The organism is Nonomuraea lactucae, from assembly GCF_003313395.1.
Lineage (GTDB): Bacteria > Actinomycetota > Actinomycetes > Streptosporangiales > Streptosporangiaceae > Nonomuraea > Nonomuraea lactucae.
Genome location: NZ_QNFZ01001021.1, coordinates 1 through 16,022, shown reverse-complemented (window position 1 = coordinate 16,022; position 16,022 = coordinate 1). Strand labels below are relative to the sequence as shown.

13 protein-coding genes and 1 pseudogene are annotated in these 16,022 nt (G+C 72.1%); 4 read left to right on the top strand and 10 right to left on the bottom strand.

The window, feature by feature from the left end:
• The first annotated feature begins 281 nt into the window (after positions 1–281).
• On the top strand, positions 282–2,120 hold the full coding sequence (gene ilvD, locus DQW85_RS37585) for a dihydroxy-acid dehydratase (protein ID WP_113704498.1): 1,839 nt from the start codon (positions 282–284) through the stop codon (positions 2,118–2,120).
• A gap of 46 nt (positions 2,121–2,166) precedes the next feature.
• Here ilvD and DQW85_RS37580 read toward each other — a convergent pair whose 3' ends face one another.
• The 6 genes from DQW85_RS37580 to DQW85_RS37555 all read right to left on the bottom strand — a co-directional run bounded on the left by DQW85_RS37580 (position 2,167) and on the right by DQW85_RS37555 (position 10,005).
• Positions 2,167–3,018, bottom strand: coding sequence for a DMT family transporter (locus DQW85_RS37580; protein ID WP_113704497.1), 852 nt, complete (start codon positions 3,016–3,018; stop codon positions 2,167–2,169).
• A gap of 142 nt (positions 3,019–3,160) precedes the next feature.
• A complete protein-coding gene (locus DQW85_RS37575) occupies positions 3,161–3,772 on the bottom strand; it encodes a glycerol-3-phosphate responsive antiterminator (RefSeq protein ID WP_240197684.1) in 612 nt (203 codons plus the stop codon).
• 9 nt (positions 3,773–3,781) lie between these two features.
• Positions 3,782–5,335 carry an FAD-binding oxidoreductase gene (locus DQW85_RS37570; protein WP_113704496.1) on the bottom strand — a complete coding sequence of 518 codons (1,554 nt, stop codon included), beginning with the start codon at positions 5,333–5,335 and terminating at the stop codon, positions 3,782–3,784.
• Positions 5,332–7,014, bottom strand: a complete 1,683-nt coding sequence (locus tag DQW85_RS37565; protein ID WP_113704495.1) for a glycerol-3-phosphate dehydrogenase/oxidase — start codon at positions 7,012–7,014, stop codon at positions 5,332–5,334. The genes DQW85_RS37570 and DQW85_RS37565 overlap by 4 nt, the downstream gene beginning before the upstream one ends.
• Complete coding sequence (locus DQW85_RS37560) at positions 7,011–8,543, bottom strand: FGGY family carbohydrate kinase (RefSeq protein ID WP_113704494.1); 1,533 nt, start codon at positions 8,541–8,543, stop codon at positions 7,011–7,013. Before DQW85_RS37560 ends, DQW85_RS37565 begins: the two co-directional genes overlap by 4 nt.
• A 28-nt stretch (positions 8,544–8,571) precedes the next feature.
• On the bottom strand, positions 8,572–10,005 hold the full coding sequence (locus tag DQW85_RS37555; RefSeq protein WP_113704493.1) for an MFS transporter: 1,434 nt from the start codon (positions 10,003–10,005) through the stop codon (positions 8,572–8,574).
• Positions 10,006–10,260: 255 nt separating this feature from the next.
• Here DQW85_RS37555 and DQW85_RS37550 point away from each other — a divergent pair, with 255 nt between their 5' ends.
• Positions 10,261–10,755 (top strand): helix-turn-helix transcriptional regulator, encoded by a 495-nt coding sequence (locus tag DQW85_RS37550; RefSeq protein ID WP_113704492.1) that lies wholly within the window; start codon positions 10,261–10,263, stop codon positions 10,753–10,755.
• 69 nt (positions 10,756–10,824) lie between these two features.
• Here the strand turns inward: DQW85_RS37550 and DQW85_RS37545 are convergent, their stop codons facing one another.
• The 4 genes from DQW85_RS37545 to DQW85_RS37530 form a co-directional block, all read right to left on the bottom strand.
• Positions 10,825–11,478: a TMEM175 family protein gene (locus DQW85_RS37545; protein WP_162795694.1), complete on the bottom strand. Its 654-nt coding sequence runs from the start codon at positions 11,476–11,478 to the stop codon at positions 10,825–10,827.
• 102 nt (positions 11,479–11,580) lie between these two features.
• Positions 11,581–11,793 (bottom strand): FmdB family zinc ribbon protein, encoded by a 213-nt coding sequence (locus DQW85_RS37540; protein WP_113704500.1) that lies wholly within the window; start codon positions 11,791–11,793, stop codon positions 11,581–11,583.
• A gap of 14 nt (positions 11,794–11,807) precedes the next feature.
• A complete protein-coding gene (locus DQW85_RS37535; protein ID WP_113704490.1) occupies positions 11,808–12,620 on the bottom strand; it encodes a GNAT family N-acetyltransferase in 813 nt (270 codons plus the stop codon).
• A gap of 70 nt (positions 12,621–12,690) precedes the next feature.
• Complete coding sequence (locus DQW85_RS37530; RefSeq protein ID WP_113704499.1) at positions 12,691–13,197, bottom strand: HNH endonuclease; 507 nt, start codon at positions 13,195–13,197, stop codon at positions 12,691–12,693.
• 281 nt (positions 13,198–13,478) lie between these two features.
• On the opposite strand from DQW85_RS37530, the gene DQW85_RS37525 reads away from it, so the two are divergent.
• A complete protein-coding gene (locus tag DQW85_RS37525; protein ID WP_113704489.1) occupies positions 13,479–15,533 on the top strand; it encodes a prolyl oligopeptidase family serine peptidase in 2,055 nt (684 codons plus the stop codon).
• Positions 15,534–15,541: 8 nt separating this feature from the next.
• A pseudogene (locus DQW85_RS37520) lies at positions 15,542–16,022 on the top strand (DUF6597 domain-containing transcriptional factor); the annotation flags it as partial.

The window sequence follows — 16,022 nt, the reverse complement described above, 5'->3', positions numbered from 1 at the left end:
CGTCTTTGGGACACCAAGCCCGTCAACCGCATCAGGAGGACGTCTCGGTGTTCAAGACCTTCGAAGACTTACTACCGGCCCCGGCGGGCCTGCGCCCGAAGACCTCTTCGGGCGCCGCATCGGGCGGCGAGAACCCATCGGACGCGCGCGAGGGCGCCCACGCGCCCGGGGTCGCCGTTCAGCCAGATCTTCACCTGCCTGGTCCGGGCTGTGGACGGCCGTCTCAGCCACCGGGCGATGGTCGTACGATGTGAAGACTGGAAAGCGATGGGAGAAGCACGATGCCCGCCCTCAGATCACGCACGGTCACCCACGGCAGGAACATGGTCGGCGCCCGCGCCCTGCTCCGCGCGACCGGGGTAGCGGGGAGCGACTTCGGCAAGCCCATCATCGCCGTGGCCAACAGCTTCACCCAGTTCGTCCCCGGTCACGTGCATCTGCGCGACGTCGGCGACGTGGTGTCCGCGGCCATCCGGGAGGCGGGGGCGATCCCGCGCGAGTTCAACACGATCGCGGTCGACGACGGCATCGCCATGGGCCACGGCGGCATGCTCTACTCGCTGCCCTCCCGCGAGCTGATCGCCGATGCCGTCGAATACATGGTCAACGCCCACTGCGCCGACGCGCTGATCTGCGTCTCCAACTGCGACAAGATCACGCCTGGCATGCTGCTGGCCGCGCTCAGGCTCAACATTCCCACGATCTTCGTCTCGGGCGGCCCCATGGAGGCGGGCAAGACGCCCGGCCGCAAGCTCGACCTGATCGACCCCATGATCGCCTCGGCCGACGAGTCGGTGTCCGACGCCGAGCTGCTGGAGATGGAGGAGGCCGCCTGCCCGACCTGCGGGTCGTGCTCCGGCATGTTCACCGCCAACTCCATGAACTGCCTGGCCGAGGCCATCGGCCTGGCACTGCCCGGCAACGGCACGATCCTCGCCACCCACAAGGCCCGCAAGCGGCTGTTCGAGGACGCCGGCCGGCAGTTGGTGGAGATCACCCGGCGCTACTACGAAGACGGCGACGAGTCGGTGCTGCCGCGTTCGATCGCGACGCGCGAGGCGTTCGAGAACGCGATGACGCTCGACGTGGCGATGGGCGGCTCGACCAACACGATCCTGCACATCCTGGCCGCCGCCCGCGAGGCCGGCGTCGACTTCGGGCTCAAGGAGATCAACGAGATCTCGCTGCGGGTGCCGTGCCTGTGCAAGGTGGCACCGGCGACGAACAAATACCACATCGAGGACGTCCACCGGGCCGGCGGCATCCCGGCCATCCTGGGCGAGCTCGACCGCGCCGGGCTGCTCCACCGCGACGTCCAGACGGTCAACGGCGGCACGCTCGGCTCCATGCTCGCCGAGTGGGACCCGTGCTCGCCCAGCGTGCTGCCCGAGGCGGTCGAGCTGTGGCACGCCGCGCCGGGCAACGTCCGCACCGTGAAGCCCTACTCCCAGGACAACCGCTGGGACGACCTCGATCTCGACCGCGCCGAGGGCTGCGTGCGCGACCGCGAGCACGCCTACACGGCCGACGGCGGCCTGGCGGTGCTCTACGGCAACATCTCCCGCGACGGCGCGGTGGTCAAGACGGCCGGGGTCGACGAGTCGATCTGGAAGTTCAGCGGCCCGGCGGTGGTGTTCGAATCGCAGGAGCAGGCGGTCGAGGGCATCCTGGGCGGGCGGGTGCGCGAGGGCGACGTGGTGGTCATCCGCTACGAGGGCCCCAAAGGCGGCCCCGGCATGCAGGAGATGCTCTACCCGACCTCGTTCCTCAAGGGCAAGGGACTGGGCAAGGCGTGCGCGCTGGTCACCGACGGGCGTTTCTCCGGCGGCACGTCCGGGCTGTCGATCGGGCACGCCTCTCCGGAGGCGGCCGAGGGCGGCACGATCGCCCTGGTGGAGGACGGCGACATGATCGACATCGACATCCCGTCCCGCAAGCTGGAGCTGCGCGTGCCCGAGGCCGAGCTGGCGGCACGGCGCGAGCGGCTGCTGGCCGACCTGGGCGGCTACCGCCCGCGCGACCGCAACCGCCCGGTCAGCGCGGCTCTCCAGGCGTACGCGGCCATGACCACGTCCGCCTCCACGGGGGCCTCCCGCGACCTGACCCAGCTCTCCCGCTGAACGCGGCGGGAAGCCTCACCCCTCCCGTCCTTGGCCGCGAAACCGGTCAGCGGGTGGTGGGCCGGCGGTTGGCGAGCAGGACGCCCGCGCCGCCGACCGCGAGTCCCGCGATGGCGAGCGGATGCAGCGACTGGCCGACCACCAGCCACGCGAGCACCGCCGTCACCGCCGGGGTCATGAAGAACACGCTGCTGACCCGGCTGGCGGACGAGCGCTGCAGCATCGTGTTGAGCAGGACGAACGCCGCGACGGAGTTCACCAGCACCATCCAGGCCACGGACCCGCCGAACGCCGTCCAGTCCGACACCCTCGGCGTCTCGACCACCAGGCAGGCCAGTCCCACCGCCGGTGCGGCGGCCAGGAGCTGGGTGGCGGTGCCCGTACGGATGTCCATCTCGGGGACGAAGCGTTTCTGGTAGAGCGTGCCCAGGCTCAGCCCGGCCAGGCCGACGAGGCACAACGCCATGCCTCCGGCGGGCAGGGTCACCCGGTCCGCCACGGCGAGCACGACGCCGGAGGCGCCGAGGGCGAAGCCGAGCCACTGCCGGCCGCTGACCGCCTCGCCGAGGAACCGCGCGGCCAGCGCGACCACGATCGGGCTGAGCCCCTGGACGAGCGAGACGACGGCCGCGGGGAAGCCCATGCCGAGCACCGTGTAGAAGGCGCCGAACTGGACGGCCTGCATCAGCAGCCCGGCGACGACGATGTGCGCCAGCGCCGGGCCACGGGGCCAGGGCGCGCGGGTGACCAGCGCGTACACCGTGAGCAGCGCTCCGGCCACGGCGAAGCGGGCGAACATGAGCAGCAACGGCGGCGCCGCCTCCACCCCGGGGATGCCCGCGATGAAGGCGCTGCTCCAGAGCAGGACGAAGAGCGGTGGGGAGAGCACCGCGCCCATTGATCCGCGTCGTGCACCGTCCGTGGCCGGTGATCCGCGCCGCGCCCCGGCCGTGCGGGGTGTGCCGTGTCGCGGTCCGGGTGGCTGGCCTGACAGGTCTGGCCTGGCCTGCGTCATTCTGGTGTCCTCGGGACGAAGGGGGTCAGGAGGTGTGGAGGCTGGAGCGGCGGAGCTCCCATAGCTTCTCGTCCGAGGTGCACACACCGGCCGCGCCGTGCTGGAGGGCCTCCGCCACGTCCGCCTCGTCCTGGACGAACCCGGCCGCCAGGTACGGCACCCCCAGTTCCCTCGCCTGCTGTTCCATGTAGCGCAGCACGACCGCGGGCATGAGCTGCACGACGTCCGGGTGGGACCGTGCGACCGCCTGGAGGCTGCGGCGCAGGTTGGACCGGTCGGTGACGAACACCTTCTGCATGGAGAGCAGGCCGAGCCCGCCGGCCCGCTCGACGATGGCCGCCCGGGTGGAGCAGATGCCGATCGCCCCGATGTCCCGCAGGTACGTCAGGGCGCCGGGATCGTGCCCCAGCCCGGGTGTGGAGTCCATGTTGACGAACACGATCTTGCCTGCGGCGACCGTTCGCTGGACCGTGGCCGCCAGGTCGCCGAGCGGCACCGACGCGAGGATGCCCAGCGGCGTCGAGGTGGTGGTGAAGCGGTCCGCCATCGCCACGCTGACGAGGGACGCCATCACGGGATAGTCCGCCAGGGCGGCCAGCAGGCGCCGGTCGACGGGGCGTTTCGGACGTGAACTCACCGCAACACCTTACGCACCGGTCGTACCGAACCGGGTGGGCAGCCCCAGCTTGCCGGGGTTCATGATGCCGGCCGGGTCGAGCGCCTGCTTGACGGCAACGAGCGTACCGAAGCCGCTGCCCAGGGACGGCTCGACGTACGGCGAGCGGAGCAGCCCGACACCGTGGTGGTGGCTGATCGCGGCGCCGTGCCGGATGAGCACCTCGTTGGCCGCGTCCCAGGCGGCCCGGTACCAATCCCGGCGGCGGTGCCGCTCCACGTCTCCGCGCAGCGAGAAGTACAGGCACGCTCCGTCGGTGTAGGCGTGCGACTGGTGCGCGGAGGCCCGCAGTGTGCCCGGGACCGCCTCGATCGCCGCGACCACCTCGTCGTAGACGGCCGCCAGCGACGACCACGGCGCGGCGATCTCGCAGGTGTCGGCCACGAAGCCGGGGCCCTTGGCGAACCCGTCGCCGGACTTGCCGACGACCATCCGCTCCTCGAGCCAGCGCGCCAGGACCGCGTCACCGTCCAGCTTCACCGTCGCCCGCTCCACGCAGGCCTCCTCGACGATCGCCATGGTGGCGTCCACCAGCGCGGGGTCGCCCTCGTCGGCGACCAGCAGCAGGTTGGTGTCCGGCTCGCCGAAGTGGGTGCCGCTCTCGTGCGTGTCGTACAGGCGCAGCACCGCGGGGGTCGCGCCGCGCTGGAGGATCTCCCGGCAGGCGTCGAGCCCGTCGGCGAACGAGCCGAACCCGTAGGCCAGGCCGCGCGCGTAGCCGGGCAGCCGGTGCGTCCGCAGCCGCAGCCGGGTGATCACGCCGAGGGTGCCCTCGGAGCCGACGAAAAGCTGCCGCAGATCGGGGCCGACGGCGGCCCGCGGGTAGGTGCCGTAGGTCGCGGCGGTGCCGTCAGGCAGGACCACGTCCAGGCCCACGACCATGTCCTCGATCTTGCCGTACCGGGTGGAGAGCTGGCCGGCGCCGCGGCAGGCGGCCCAGCCACCGACCGTGGAGATGGCGAACGCGGACGGCCAGTGCCCGGTGGTGGCGCCGTGCCGCTCCTGAAGTTCCTTCTCGAAGAGGTCACCGAACATCCCGGCCTGGACCTCGACGATCATGGACTCGGCGTCGAAGGAGACGATCCGGTTGAGCCGGCACACGTCCAGCACGACACCGCCGAAGACCGGCAGGGCGGCGCCCAGCACGTTGCTGCGACCGGCCGAGACCGTCAGCGGGAGGCCGTGTGCCCGGCAGATCCGCACCACGGCCGCGACCTGCTCCTCGTCGGCCACCTCGACGATCACCGCGTCGGGGGTCGCCGGCTCGCCGTCCGTCTCGCCGATGGCCGTGCCCGCCCACCAGTCGCGGGTACGGCGGATCACCTCGTCCCGGTCGGTGTGCATGGCGGCGGCGACCGAGCGCAGCTCTTCGCGGACCGCGGCCGGAACCTCGACCGCGGCCCGCTGCAGGCTGGCCTTGCCCCTGCCGGGCGGGCAGTCGGCGGCCCAGCGGGGCGGGGTGGGCGCGCCGACCACGTAGTCGCCCCGGTTGAACGGGTGGGTGACGGTCTGCCTGCTGATCATGAAAGTCCTTCCATCAGTACGGTCTTCTCGCGCTCGACGCCGGAGACGTAGTCGTCGACCTGGCGGGCGACCTCCTCGTCGGTCAGTCCGAGCTCCCGCTGGAGCAGCCGGCCGACCTCCGGGGCGGCCTTGACCGACAGGTCACGGGTGAACAGCCGCATCCGGGTGCGGCGGGACAGCACGTCGTCGACGCTGCGCGCGAGCTCGCAGCGGGCCGCGTAGACCACCTCGGCGCGCAGGTGCCCGGCCCCCTCGATGATCGGGTCGATCAGGGACGGGTCCTCGGCGACGAGGTCCGCCACGAACCGCGCCTCGGTGCCGTAGCGCTCGCCGAGGTGCGCGCCCGTCCCGCCGGTGGCCGAGGTGGCCTCGGCGTCGTATCCGGCGCCGCCGAGCAGCGGCAGGCGGGCCGTCCGGCAGCGGGCCCGGCGGCCGAGCAGCTTCAGCGCCTCGTCCACCACCAGCTCGCCCATGTGGCGGCTGGTGGTGAGCTTGCCGCCGGTGACGGTGACGAGTCCGTGCGCGTCGGTCGAGATCCGGTGGTCGCGGCTCATGTCCAGCGTGGCGCCCTCCTTGCCGTCGGCGCCGCCGACCAGGGGCCGGAGCCCGGCCATCGACCCGACGACGTCGGCCGGCGTGAGGCCGGCGTCGAAGGCGGTGTTGGCGCCGTCGAGGAGGTATCGCATCTCCTCGCGCGTGCACAGCACCTCGTCGAGGGGGCCGTCGTAGTCGGTGTCGGTCGTGCCCACCACGACCACGTCTCCCCATCGGGTGCAGGTGGCACGCCGGGCCCGGCCGGGGACGGGCACGGTCACGGTGCCGTCCACGGGCAGCCTGGTCCAGGGCAACACGATGTGCACGCCCTTGGCGGGCCGGATCCGCGGCCGGTGGCCGGGGTCCGACAGGGCGTCGAGGGCGTCGGACCAGACCCCGGTCGCGTTGATCACGACTCCGGCGCGTACCTCGACCTCGCGGCCGTCGGCCTCGACGATGGCCCCGCGCACCAGGCCGCCCTCGCGGATGAGCCCGCGGCAGGCGGCGCCGTTGAGCACCGTCGCGCCGAAGTGCGCGGCGGTCCGCGCGATGGTCAGGGTCAGCCGTGCGTCGTCGGTACGGCTGTCGTAGTAGAGCAGCCCGCCCTTGAGCCGGTCGGCGCGCAGCCGCGGAGCGCGGACGAGGACCTCCGGCACGGTGAGCCTCCGGTGCAGCCGGCCGATCCGCCATCCCCCGGCCAGGTCGTACGTCCACAGCAGACCCTCGAAGGCCGTGGCCATGCGCGCGTCGAACACGCCGTCCTGGGTGAGCACGGGGAAGACGAACGGCAGCCGCTGCACCAGGTGCGGCGCGTTGCGGCGGAAGCGCTGGCGTTCGAGCAGCGAGCGCCGGACCAGCGGCAGGTTGCCCTGCTCGATGTAGCGCAGGCCGCCGTGCACCATCTTCGACGACTTGGAGGAGGTGCCGGAGGCGAAGTCGTCCCGTTCGACCAGCGCGACGGACAGGCCGCGGGTGGCGGCGTCCAGCGCTGTGTAGCAGCCGGTGACGCCGCCGCCGACCACGAGCACGTCGACGGGGCGTGAGGCGAGCCGGTCGAGCTGCTCCCGGCGGTCGAGCCGCAGCGGAGTGCGGCGGATGGCGTTCTTCGTCTCCGATCTCGCCTTGCGTTCGGGAAGCCGGATCACGAGGTCGATTCCTCCGGTGAGTCGGGTCGGTGGACGTGGCGGGCCAGCAGGTCGCGCCAGGCGGCTCGGGCCTCCTGGCGTTCGGGGTCGGGCAGGACGGGGTCGAACGTGGCGCCCGCCGGGAGCGCGGCGACGGCCGCCGGGACGCTTGGCCACAGCCCGGCGCGGACGCCGCCGAGGTAGCCGGCGCCGCGCAGGCTGGCGCTCTCGTTGTCACGGGCCCGCCGCACCGGTCGGCCCAGCAGATCGGCCTGGCCGGTCATCAGCACGTCGCTGGTGGACAGGCCGCCGCCACAGCACAGTTCGGTGACCGGCCGGCCCATCGCCTGCTCCACACCCTCGAGCACGTCGCACACGGAGTGCGCGATGCCGTCGAGCACGCCACGCGCCAGCTCGGCGCGGGTGGTGGACAGGCTGAGCCCGGCGAGCAACCCGGTGGCCTCCGGCGACCACACGGGGGTGCGCAGCCCGGCGAGGGCGGGCAGGAACGTCACCCGGCTCGGCCCGGGGTGCTCGCCCGCGAGCATGGCGAGCTCACGCGGCGAGGAGAACAGGCCGATCTCGTCGCACAGCCAGCGCAGCGCGGAGCCGGTCGTCGCCGCGAACCCCTCCAGGCTGAACACGGGCACGCCGCGCGAGCGCCATCCGACCAGTGTCAGCACCCCGGGCACCGGGGTGCGATGGGCGGGCGGCCGGTCGCCCGCCACGGCGTCGAGGAACGTGCCCGTCCCGTGCACGCACATGGCCTGGCCCGGATCGTGGGCGCCGAGCGCGAGCATCGCCGCGTGCTGGTCGCCCATGGCCGCCAGGATGGGCAGCCGCGCGCCGAGGACCGCCGGGTCCGTGTGGCCGAAGTCCCCGTCCTCGTCGACGATCAGCGGCAGCACATCCGGAGGGCAGCCGAGGAACGTGACCCAGGGCTCGTGCCAGCCCCCGGTACGCAGGTCGTAGGCGCCCAGGGCGACGGCGTTGGTGGCGGACACCACGTGACGCGCGCCGCCGGTCAGCTTCCAGACCAGCCAGGTGTCGATCGAGCCGAACGCCAGCCTGCCGGCGGCGTGTGCCCGGCGGGCGGCCTCGTTGGCCTCGATCTCCTCCGCGGCCCACAGCAGCGGCGCGCGAGAGCCGACCGGCCGGCCGGTGTGCTCGCAGAGGTGGGCGTCCCACTCCGGCTCCCACTCCCGCAGCCGCGCGGCGTACCGGCGATCCTGCCAGACCACCGCCTGGCTGAGCGGCCGGCCGGTCACCGTGTCCCAGAGCAGGACGGTCGCGCGCTGCGTGGAGATCGACACCCCCGTGATCTCCACGCGGTGCGCGGCGGCCCAGTCGAGCGCCTCGCGGCAGACCTTGAGGGTGTTCGCCCAGATCTCCGTGGCGTCCTGCTCGACGCGCAGGTGGTCGGGCGAGCTGACCGAGAGCGACAGGTACGCGGGCGGGGCCGCGCGGCCGTCGTCCAGGACGACGGCGGCGCGGGTGCCCGTGGTGCCCTCGTCGATGCCGAGTACGCCGAGGCGGCGTTCGCCGGTCATCCGAGCAGGTCCTTTCTCCGGGCCGGGCTCACACCGAGACCGGCTGGGGCTGCTGGAGGTGGATCGGCTCGTCCTCCAGGTTCACCGCGGCGCGGGTCGGGTCCCACCTGATCGCCAGGCAGGCGAGCAGGCCTACCAGCGGCACCGCCGACAGCACCATGAGGCTGTTGCCGACCCCGATGCCCGACTGCAGCTGCGGGAACAGGTAGAGGCCGGCGACCGAGCCGAAGCTGCCGAGCATGCCGGTCACGCCGGTGCCGATGGTGCGGATGTCACTGCGGTACGACAGCGCCGCGATGGACTTCCCGTTCGGGCCGGGGCCCGCGGAGTGGAAGAAGATGAACAGCACCGGCAGCAGCGCGGCCACCGCGACGGGGAGCTGCTTGAACGTCGCGCCCATGATCAGCAACGCGGCGAACACGACGGCGTATCCGGCCATCGAGCTGACCCGCAGGCCGAGCCGGCGGCCGAAGTAGGCCGACAGGCAGCCGCCGACGATGCCGACCGCGTTGAACGCCATGGCGCCCAGCGTCGCCTTCTCGAACTCCTTGCCGAACAGCTCCAGGCTGATCACCGGCAGGTACCAGCCGACGGCGAAGTACTGCATGGCCTGGGTGAGGGAGATGGCCGTGGACAGCACGGTCCTGGGCAGGTACGGGCGGCGGAACAGGACGCCCACGTCGCGGAGCCCGACCTGGTGCCGGGCCGCCTCGGCCTGCCCCGTCTCCATCGGCCCCTCCTCCACGGTGAAGCCGTACATGCGGCGCAGGTTGGCCACGGACTCGCGCAGCCTGCCCTTGGCGGCCAGCCAGGTGGGGCTCTCCACCAGGAAGGTGAGCTGCAGCACGAAAAGGATCAACGCGAACGCGGCCGAGGAGCTGACGGACCAGCGCCAGATGTCGGCGCCCACGTCGAACCTGTAGAACAGGAGGGTGAGGAGCAGGTTCGTGGTGGTCGCCGTGTACCAGACGCCCTGCCAGAAGTTCAGCCTGCCCTTGAGCGAGGCGGGGGTGTACTCGGCGAGCAGGGCCATCGCCACCGCGAAGTCGATGCCGTAGGCGATGCCGACCAGGGTGCGCCCGGCGAAGACGGTCTGGAAGTCCGAGCCGACGGCGGTGAGCAGCGCGCCCGCCGCAAAGACCACCTTCGTCATCAGCAGCGGCTTGATCCGGCCGATCCGGGCGGCGAGCCAGCCGCCGAACGGGTTGGAGACGATCGCGATCGCCGGGGCCATCGCGGTGAGCAGGCCGACCTGCGTGGGCGACAGGCCGAGCTGCTTCACCATGGGGGCCAGGCCGGCCCCGAGGGCCGCGTTGGAGTAGGCGTCCAGAAACAGGCCCGCCAGGGCGAGGAACCAGATCCAATTGGCCCGGCCGCGCAGGGACTTGAGGGTATTGATGAGATCGGCCGCGTCTCCCGCGCTGCGGATGACCGCTCTACTCGTGCTCGCTGGGTCTTGCATGCCCGCCGCCTTCCGGGTGGTCGAAACCCTTGCCAGCGGTCCGGGTACGACAAAGGCACAGACGAAGACCGCTGACAGGGGTGTCTTCGTCTGTGCCTGTCGATTGACGCGAGGTTAGGCGCCGCTTGTCCGGTATGTCAAGCGTCACACCTGAGGTGATGACCTGCCCCTTCGTCCTGTTACGCCGGGGGGAGGGTTGCCTTGCTTACGTACACGTTTTCGAAAATTGTCGGTGGCCGCGTCTATTCTCGGGGTATGGCTACAGTCGTGAAGCCCACCACCCGCCCGCTGACGACCGCCGAGATCGCCTCCCTCGCCCTCTCCCTGGCCCACCTGGGCTCGGGCCCGCAGGCCGTCACCGCCCGGCGCGCCCTCCAGCACGCGCTCGAGCACCTGGAGCTCGACGACGACGTCATCGCCACCACGCTCGCGACGCTCACCGACCCGCTCCCTGTCGAGATCGCCTCACGGGCCAGGCTCATCGCCGACGCCATCACCAGCCGGCTCATGGTCCGGCTCCACTACTGCGACGCCTCCGGGCACGTCACGATCCGCGACGTGGAGCCGGTGACATGCCTGGTCCACCGCGAATACTGGTATCTCGTGGGGGTGTGCCGGATGCGCCGGGCGATCCGGGCGTTCCGCTTCGACCGCGTCCTGGCGGTGGAGCCCACACTCACCCCCTCCCGGCCCCACCTCGCCGACCGCTTCCTGCCGTTCCAGCGCCGCAAGCGCACCAGAGCGGCGTAGCGCTCAGGGCTCTTCCGCTCCTCCCGCCCGCCTCCCCGCGGGGTGCGGGCGGGTCTCCGGCCGCACCGGTCATCGGCGATGCTCGGTCGGGGGCCTGGTGAGGGCGTGGGCGAGGTAGCCCACGCCCGGGGAGGCGATCCACAGGTAGGGGACGATGGGGGCGATCCAGGCGCAGCCGACGGCGGTCGCCGCCCAGTAGAGGCCGATGGCCCAGCCGACCCGGGCGTCCGAGCGGAGACCGGCGACGTCGGCGCCCGGCCGGTAGAGCCGCTGGCGGAGCACCAGGCTGGTCAGCAGGGCCTGGGTCAGCAGCACAACGGCCACGTTGGCGGCGAGCAGGCCGACGGCGAGTACGCCCGCCGTGTCCTGCTTGAGGTCGTCGCTCACCAGCCCGAAGACGGTGATGCCGTACGGCAGGAGCACCGCGAAGATCAGCAGTGGGAGGTGCGCCGCCACCAGCGGGCGGGAGAGCCGTTCGATCTTGTCGAAGAGCGTGTGATGCGCCCGCCACACCTTCCACAGGACGAGAAAGGTGATCACGAAGGCGAAGAACGAGCCGGCCTGCGAGGCGAGGAACGCCGCCAGCTCGGGGATGTCGCTCGCTCCGGGACGCGGGATCTCCAGGACGAGCAGCGTGATGGCGATCGCGAGGATCGCGTCGGTGAAGCCCGCCACCCGTTCACGGCTGAGCCCGGCGGGCACGTCCGGTGTCTCGGTGGCCACAGCGAATCTCCATGCCAGAGCGACTGGAAGATCAGCCTGGCACGGATCCGCGCACGCTACGCGCATGTCCCGCCACCATGCGTGTCGCCGAGGTCGTGTGGGTCAGGAGCAGCAGCCGCCGCCGCAGCAACCGCCTCTGCCTCCGCCCGCGGGGCGGGGGGCTGCGGCGCCGCCGGTCATGGCGACCGTCGACAGGAGCCTGACCGTGTCCTCGTGGCCCTCGGGGCAGGTCGCGGGGTCGTCCGAGGCCGACATGGGGCGGGACACCTCGAACGTGGAGCCGCAGGCGCGGCAGCGGAAGTCGTAACGCGGCATGACCACAGATTATGTCAGTCCGGGAAGGTCACCATGGCGTAGTCGGCGACCGGCCGGTAGCCGATCGACTGGTAGACGGCGTTGCTCGTCGGGTTCGCCAGGTCGGTGAACAGGACGACCTCGTCACAGCGCTCGGCGAGCGCGACCTGGCTCGCGAACGCGGTGACCGCCGCCGCGTAGCCGCGCCTGCGGTGCGAGGGCGGGGTGTAGACGGGGCCGATGCGGCAGACCCCGCCCGACTCCGGCGACAGGCCCGCGAACGACACCGGAACGTCCGTCTCCCAGACGAACAGCTCGCTCCGGGCGATGCGCCGCGCGACCTGCTCGGCCAGGTCTCCCTCACGCAGTCCGAGCTCGGTGGTGAACGCGGCATGCCACTCGACCAGTGGCTCGTGGTCGGCGGGCGTGGCGAGCCGTCCCCGGCCCGGCGTGGCCGGGACGGACAGCTCGGCCAGCCGGTAGAGACGTTCGGAGCGCACGGTTTCGGGCGGGCCGAGTTCCTCGACGGCCGCCTCGACCAGCTCGCGCGGGCCCACGATCCCGGAGATCCCCCCGGGTAGGGCTTCCAGCAGCGACGGAACCGCCTCGACCGGCATGAGGCCGAACACCAGCGGCCGCGGCGGCGTGCGGAACACCACACCACCGACCTGACCGCCGCCGAGCCGTGTCCCGGACGTCCACCAGCCGAAGTAGGCGCCGGAGGCGGGCATGCCTGCTCGCAGGTCGGCCAGGACGCTCAGCGGCACCGTGTTGCGCACCGGGTCGTTCAGCAGGAACGGCTCGGCGGCCTCCGCGTACGCGTCCAGGTCTGTGGTGAAGGTCCACATGCGTGGATCCTCCCAGCCGGGCTTGACGTGAGTCGGGCCCGGCTCCCGCGAGGAGGGCCGGGCCCGGAGGTCAGGCGGCCTCTTCCAGGTAGGGCGCCCATTGGGGGTCGCCGACGAGTGACGCGCCGATCAACCTCCAGTGAGCGCCCCGTGGCACCGCCGGGGTGACGCGCAGCGCCCACCCCAGCTCCTCCAGGTATTTGTCGGCCTTGCGGTGGTTGCAGGTGGTGCACGAGGCCACGCAGTTCTCCCACGTGTGGGCGCCACCCCTGGACCGTGGGATGACGTGGTCGATGGTCTCGGCCCGCTGACTGCAGTAGGCGCAGCGGTAGTCGTCGCGCCGCATGAGAGCGGCCCTGGTCAGGGGGATGCGCGACCGGTAGGGGATGCGGACATATCGGCGGAGCCTGATCACCGACGGCACGTCGAGCGTACGGCTGGCCGAGCGCAGGACCGCGCCCCGGCCGTCGCGGTGCACGACGTCGGCCTTCTCACGCAGCACCAGCACGATGGCCCGGTGCAGCGAAAGAGTGGTGAGTGGCTCGTAGGTGGCATTCAGCAGCAGGACTTGGCGCATCATCGGGCCTCACCCCGCTGCGCGCGTATCAAAGGGGACATGCCGCGGCATGTCCCGGCTGTCGGCCCCTCCTGGGGCATGGATGCTTCCGTCACGTGGACCTCCGCCGGACGGCCCAGCGGATGGTCACCACGGCACCGTCCTATCACCAAGTCTGGCGTTTCGAGCGTGGTCCCCGCCACCCCAAAACCTCCAGCCGGGTTGACCAGAGGGACGCACGATACGTTTTATGCCCGTATCACCAGGACTTTACGCGCCCGGCTTCGCAGTAGGGTGCGGGCATGACGCGAGAGCCGTACCCGACCGCCCGGCGCGAGGAGACCGTCGATCTCCTTCACCAGACGCCCGTGCCCGACCCGTACCGCTGGCTGGAGGACCCCGAGAGCCCGGAGACCAAGGGGTGGCTGCTGGGGCAGGCCGACCTGTTCAAGAAGGAGAGCGAGCCGCAGCGGTTCAAGGAGCGCATCGGGGAGCTGCTCAAGTCCGGGTCGGTGGGCACCCCGGCCTGGCGGGGCGGGCGTCACTTCTTCAGCCGCCGCACGCCGGAGCAGGAGCACGCGGTCTACTACGTCGTGGAGCCGGACGGCGCCGAGCGGGCGCTGGTCGACCCGATCGCGATCGACCCGTCGGGCCTGACCACGCTCGACGCCGTGCAGCCCGACAAGGAGGGCCGCCTGCTCGCGTACCAGATCTCGGTGGGCGGCAACGAGGAGTCGATCGTCTACGTCATGGACGTCGCGACGGGCGTCCGCGTCGAGGGCCCGATCGATCGCTGCCGCTACTCCCCCATAGCGTGGCTGCCGGGCGGCGAGGCGTTCTACTACGTGCGCAGGCTGCCCAGCACCGAGGTGCCGGAGAACGAGCAGCAGTTCCACCGCCGCGTCTACCTGCACCGCGTCGGCACGTCCACCGAGGACGACGTCATGATCTTCGGTGCGGGCATGAAGATGACCAACTACTACGGCGTCTCGGTGTCGCGCGACGGCCGCTGGCTGCAGATCTCCGCGAGCGAGGGCACGGCCCCCCGCAACGACCTGTGGGTGGCCGACCTGACCGCCTGCCCCGCCGACCGGCCCGAGCTGCGGGTCGTGCAGGAGGGGGTGGACGCCCAGACCGGGCTGGTGTTCGGCCGGGACGGCAGGCTCTACGTCCACACCGACCGTGACGCGCCGCGGTCCAGGGTGTGCGTCACCGACCCGGCGACGCCGGGGTTCGACGACTGGCGCGACCTGATCCCCGAGGACCCGGAGGCGGTGCTGTCCGACTTCGCCGTCCTCGACGACCTGGAACGCCCGGTCATGCTGGTCGGCTGGACCCGACACGCCATCAGCGAGATCACCGTGCACGACCTCGCCACGGGCGAGCGCCTCGGCGAGGTGCCCACGCCGGGCCTGGGCACGATCGGCGGCATCGCCGAGCGGCCCGAAGGCGGCCACGAGGCGTGGTTCGGCTACACCGACAACACCACGCCGCCGACCATCCAGCGCTACGACGCCAGGACGGGCGAGACCTCGCTCTGGGCGGCCTCGCCGGGCGCGGTCGACGTCCCGCCGGTGCGCACCTCGCAGCAGGTCTACCGGTCGAAGGACGGCACCGAGGTGCGCATGCTGGTGATCGCCCCGGTCGACGCGGAGGGGCCGCGGCCGACGATCCTGTACGGCTACGGCGGCTTCGGCCTTTCGATGACCCCCGGCTACTCGGCCTCGATCCTCACCTGGGTGGAGGCGGGGGGCGTCTACGCGATCGCCAACCTGCGCGGCGGCGGCGAGGAGGGCGAGGACTGGCACCGGGCGGGCATGCTGGCCGACAAGCAGAACGTGTTCGACGACTTCCACGCCGCCGCCGAGCACCTCGTCGCCACCGGCGTGACCACCCCCGGGCAGCTCGCGATCTCCGGGGGCTCCAACGGCGGGCTCCTCGTGGGCGCGGCGCTCACCCAGCGTCCCGAGCTGTACGCGGCCGTCGCCTGCTCGGCGCCGCTGCTCGACATGGTCCGGTACGAGCAGTTCGGGCTGGGCGCCACCTGGAACGTCGAGTACGGCTCCGCGGCGGAGCCCGAGCAGTTCCACCAGCTGCTCGCGTACTCGCCCTACCACCACGTGAGCGAGGGCGTGCCGTACCCGGCGACGCTGTTCACGGTCTTCCAGTCGGACACGCGCGTGCACCCGTCGCACGCGTGGAAGATGTGCGCGGCGCTGCAGCACGCGACGTCGTCGGACCGCCCGATCCTGCTGCGCAACGAGACGGAGGTGGGCCACGGCGCCCGCTCGATCAGCCGCACGGTCGAGCTGTCGGCCGACACCCTGACGTTCCTGGCCAGGCATACCGGCCTATAGTCGCTGATATGAGCGCGCTGGGGCTGGCGATGGCCGACGCCGCCCCGAGCCCTGCCCTGCGGCCGTACGTCACCCGCCTGGTCGCCTACCGCGAGCACTACGAGCAGCCGGTGACGCGCAACGAGGCGGCGTTCCCTGGCGCGGTGCTCATCCTCGCGTTCGGCTCGCCGATGGAGGTCGGCGGGGAGCGGTTCACGTCGTTCGCCGGTGGCCTGGGTGACCGTTTCACGGTCACCCGGACATGGGAGCCGACCGAGGGCGTGGAGGTGCTCCTCACCCCGTTCGGGGCCCGGCGGCTGTACGGCCTGCCGATGCGGCACCTGACGAACGCGATAGTCCCGGTCGACGACCTGCTGGGCCGGTCGGGCGTCTCGGCCGTGGCCCGCCTGGCCGAGACGCAGTCCTGGGCGGACCGGCTGGCGCTGGCCGACCGGCTGCTGCGCGAGCGCGTCCTGGCCGGCCCGGAGCTCGGCCCCGAGGTGCCGTGGG

Excerpts from the sequence above, each read along its gene's own strand:
- DQW85_RS37560 (WP_113704494.1), bottom strand. The coding sequence starts at position 8,543 with ATGACCGGCGAACGCCGCCTCGGCGTACTCGGCATCGACGAGGGCACC.
- DQW85_RS37570 (WP_113704496.1), bottom strand. The coding sequence starts at position 5,335 with ATGATCAGCAGGCAGACCGTCACCCACCCGTTCAACCGGGGCGACTAC.
- DQW85_RS37530 (WP_113704499.1), bottom strand. The coding sequence starts at position 13,197 with ATGCGCCAAGTCCTGCTGCTGAATGCCACCTACGAGCCACTCACCACT.
- DQW85_RS37540 (WP_113704500.1), bottom strand. The coding sequence starts at position 11,793 with ATGCCGCGTTACGACTTCCGCTGCCGCGCCTGCGGCTCCACGTTCGAG.
- DQW85_RS37580 (WP_113704497.1), bottom strand. The coding sequence starts at position 3,018 with ATGGGCGCGGTGCTCTCCCCACCGCTCTTCGTCCTGCTCTGGAGCAGC.
- ilvD (WP_113704498.1), top strand. The coding sequence starts at position 282 with ATGCCCGCCCTCAGATCACGCACGGTCACCCACGGCAGGAACATGGTC.
- DQW85_RS37550 (WP_113704492.1), top strand. The coding sequence starts at position 10,261 with ATGGCTACAGTCGTGAAGCCCACCACCCGCCCGCTGACGACCGCCGAG.
- DQW85_RS37535 (WP_113704490.1), bottom strand. The coding sequence starts at position 12,620 with ATGTGGACCTTCACCACAGACCTGGACGCGTACGCGGAGGCCGCCGAG.
- DQW85_RS37525 (WP_113704489.1), top strand. The coding sequence starts at position 13,479 with ATGACGCGAGAGCCGTACCCGACCGCCCGGCGCGAGGAGACCGTCGAT.
- DQW85_RS37555 (WP_113704493.1), bottom strand. The coding sequence starts at position 10,005 with ATGCAAGACCCAGCGAGCACGAGTAGAGCGGTCATCCGCAGCGCGGGA.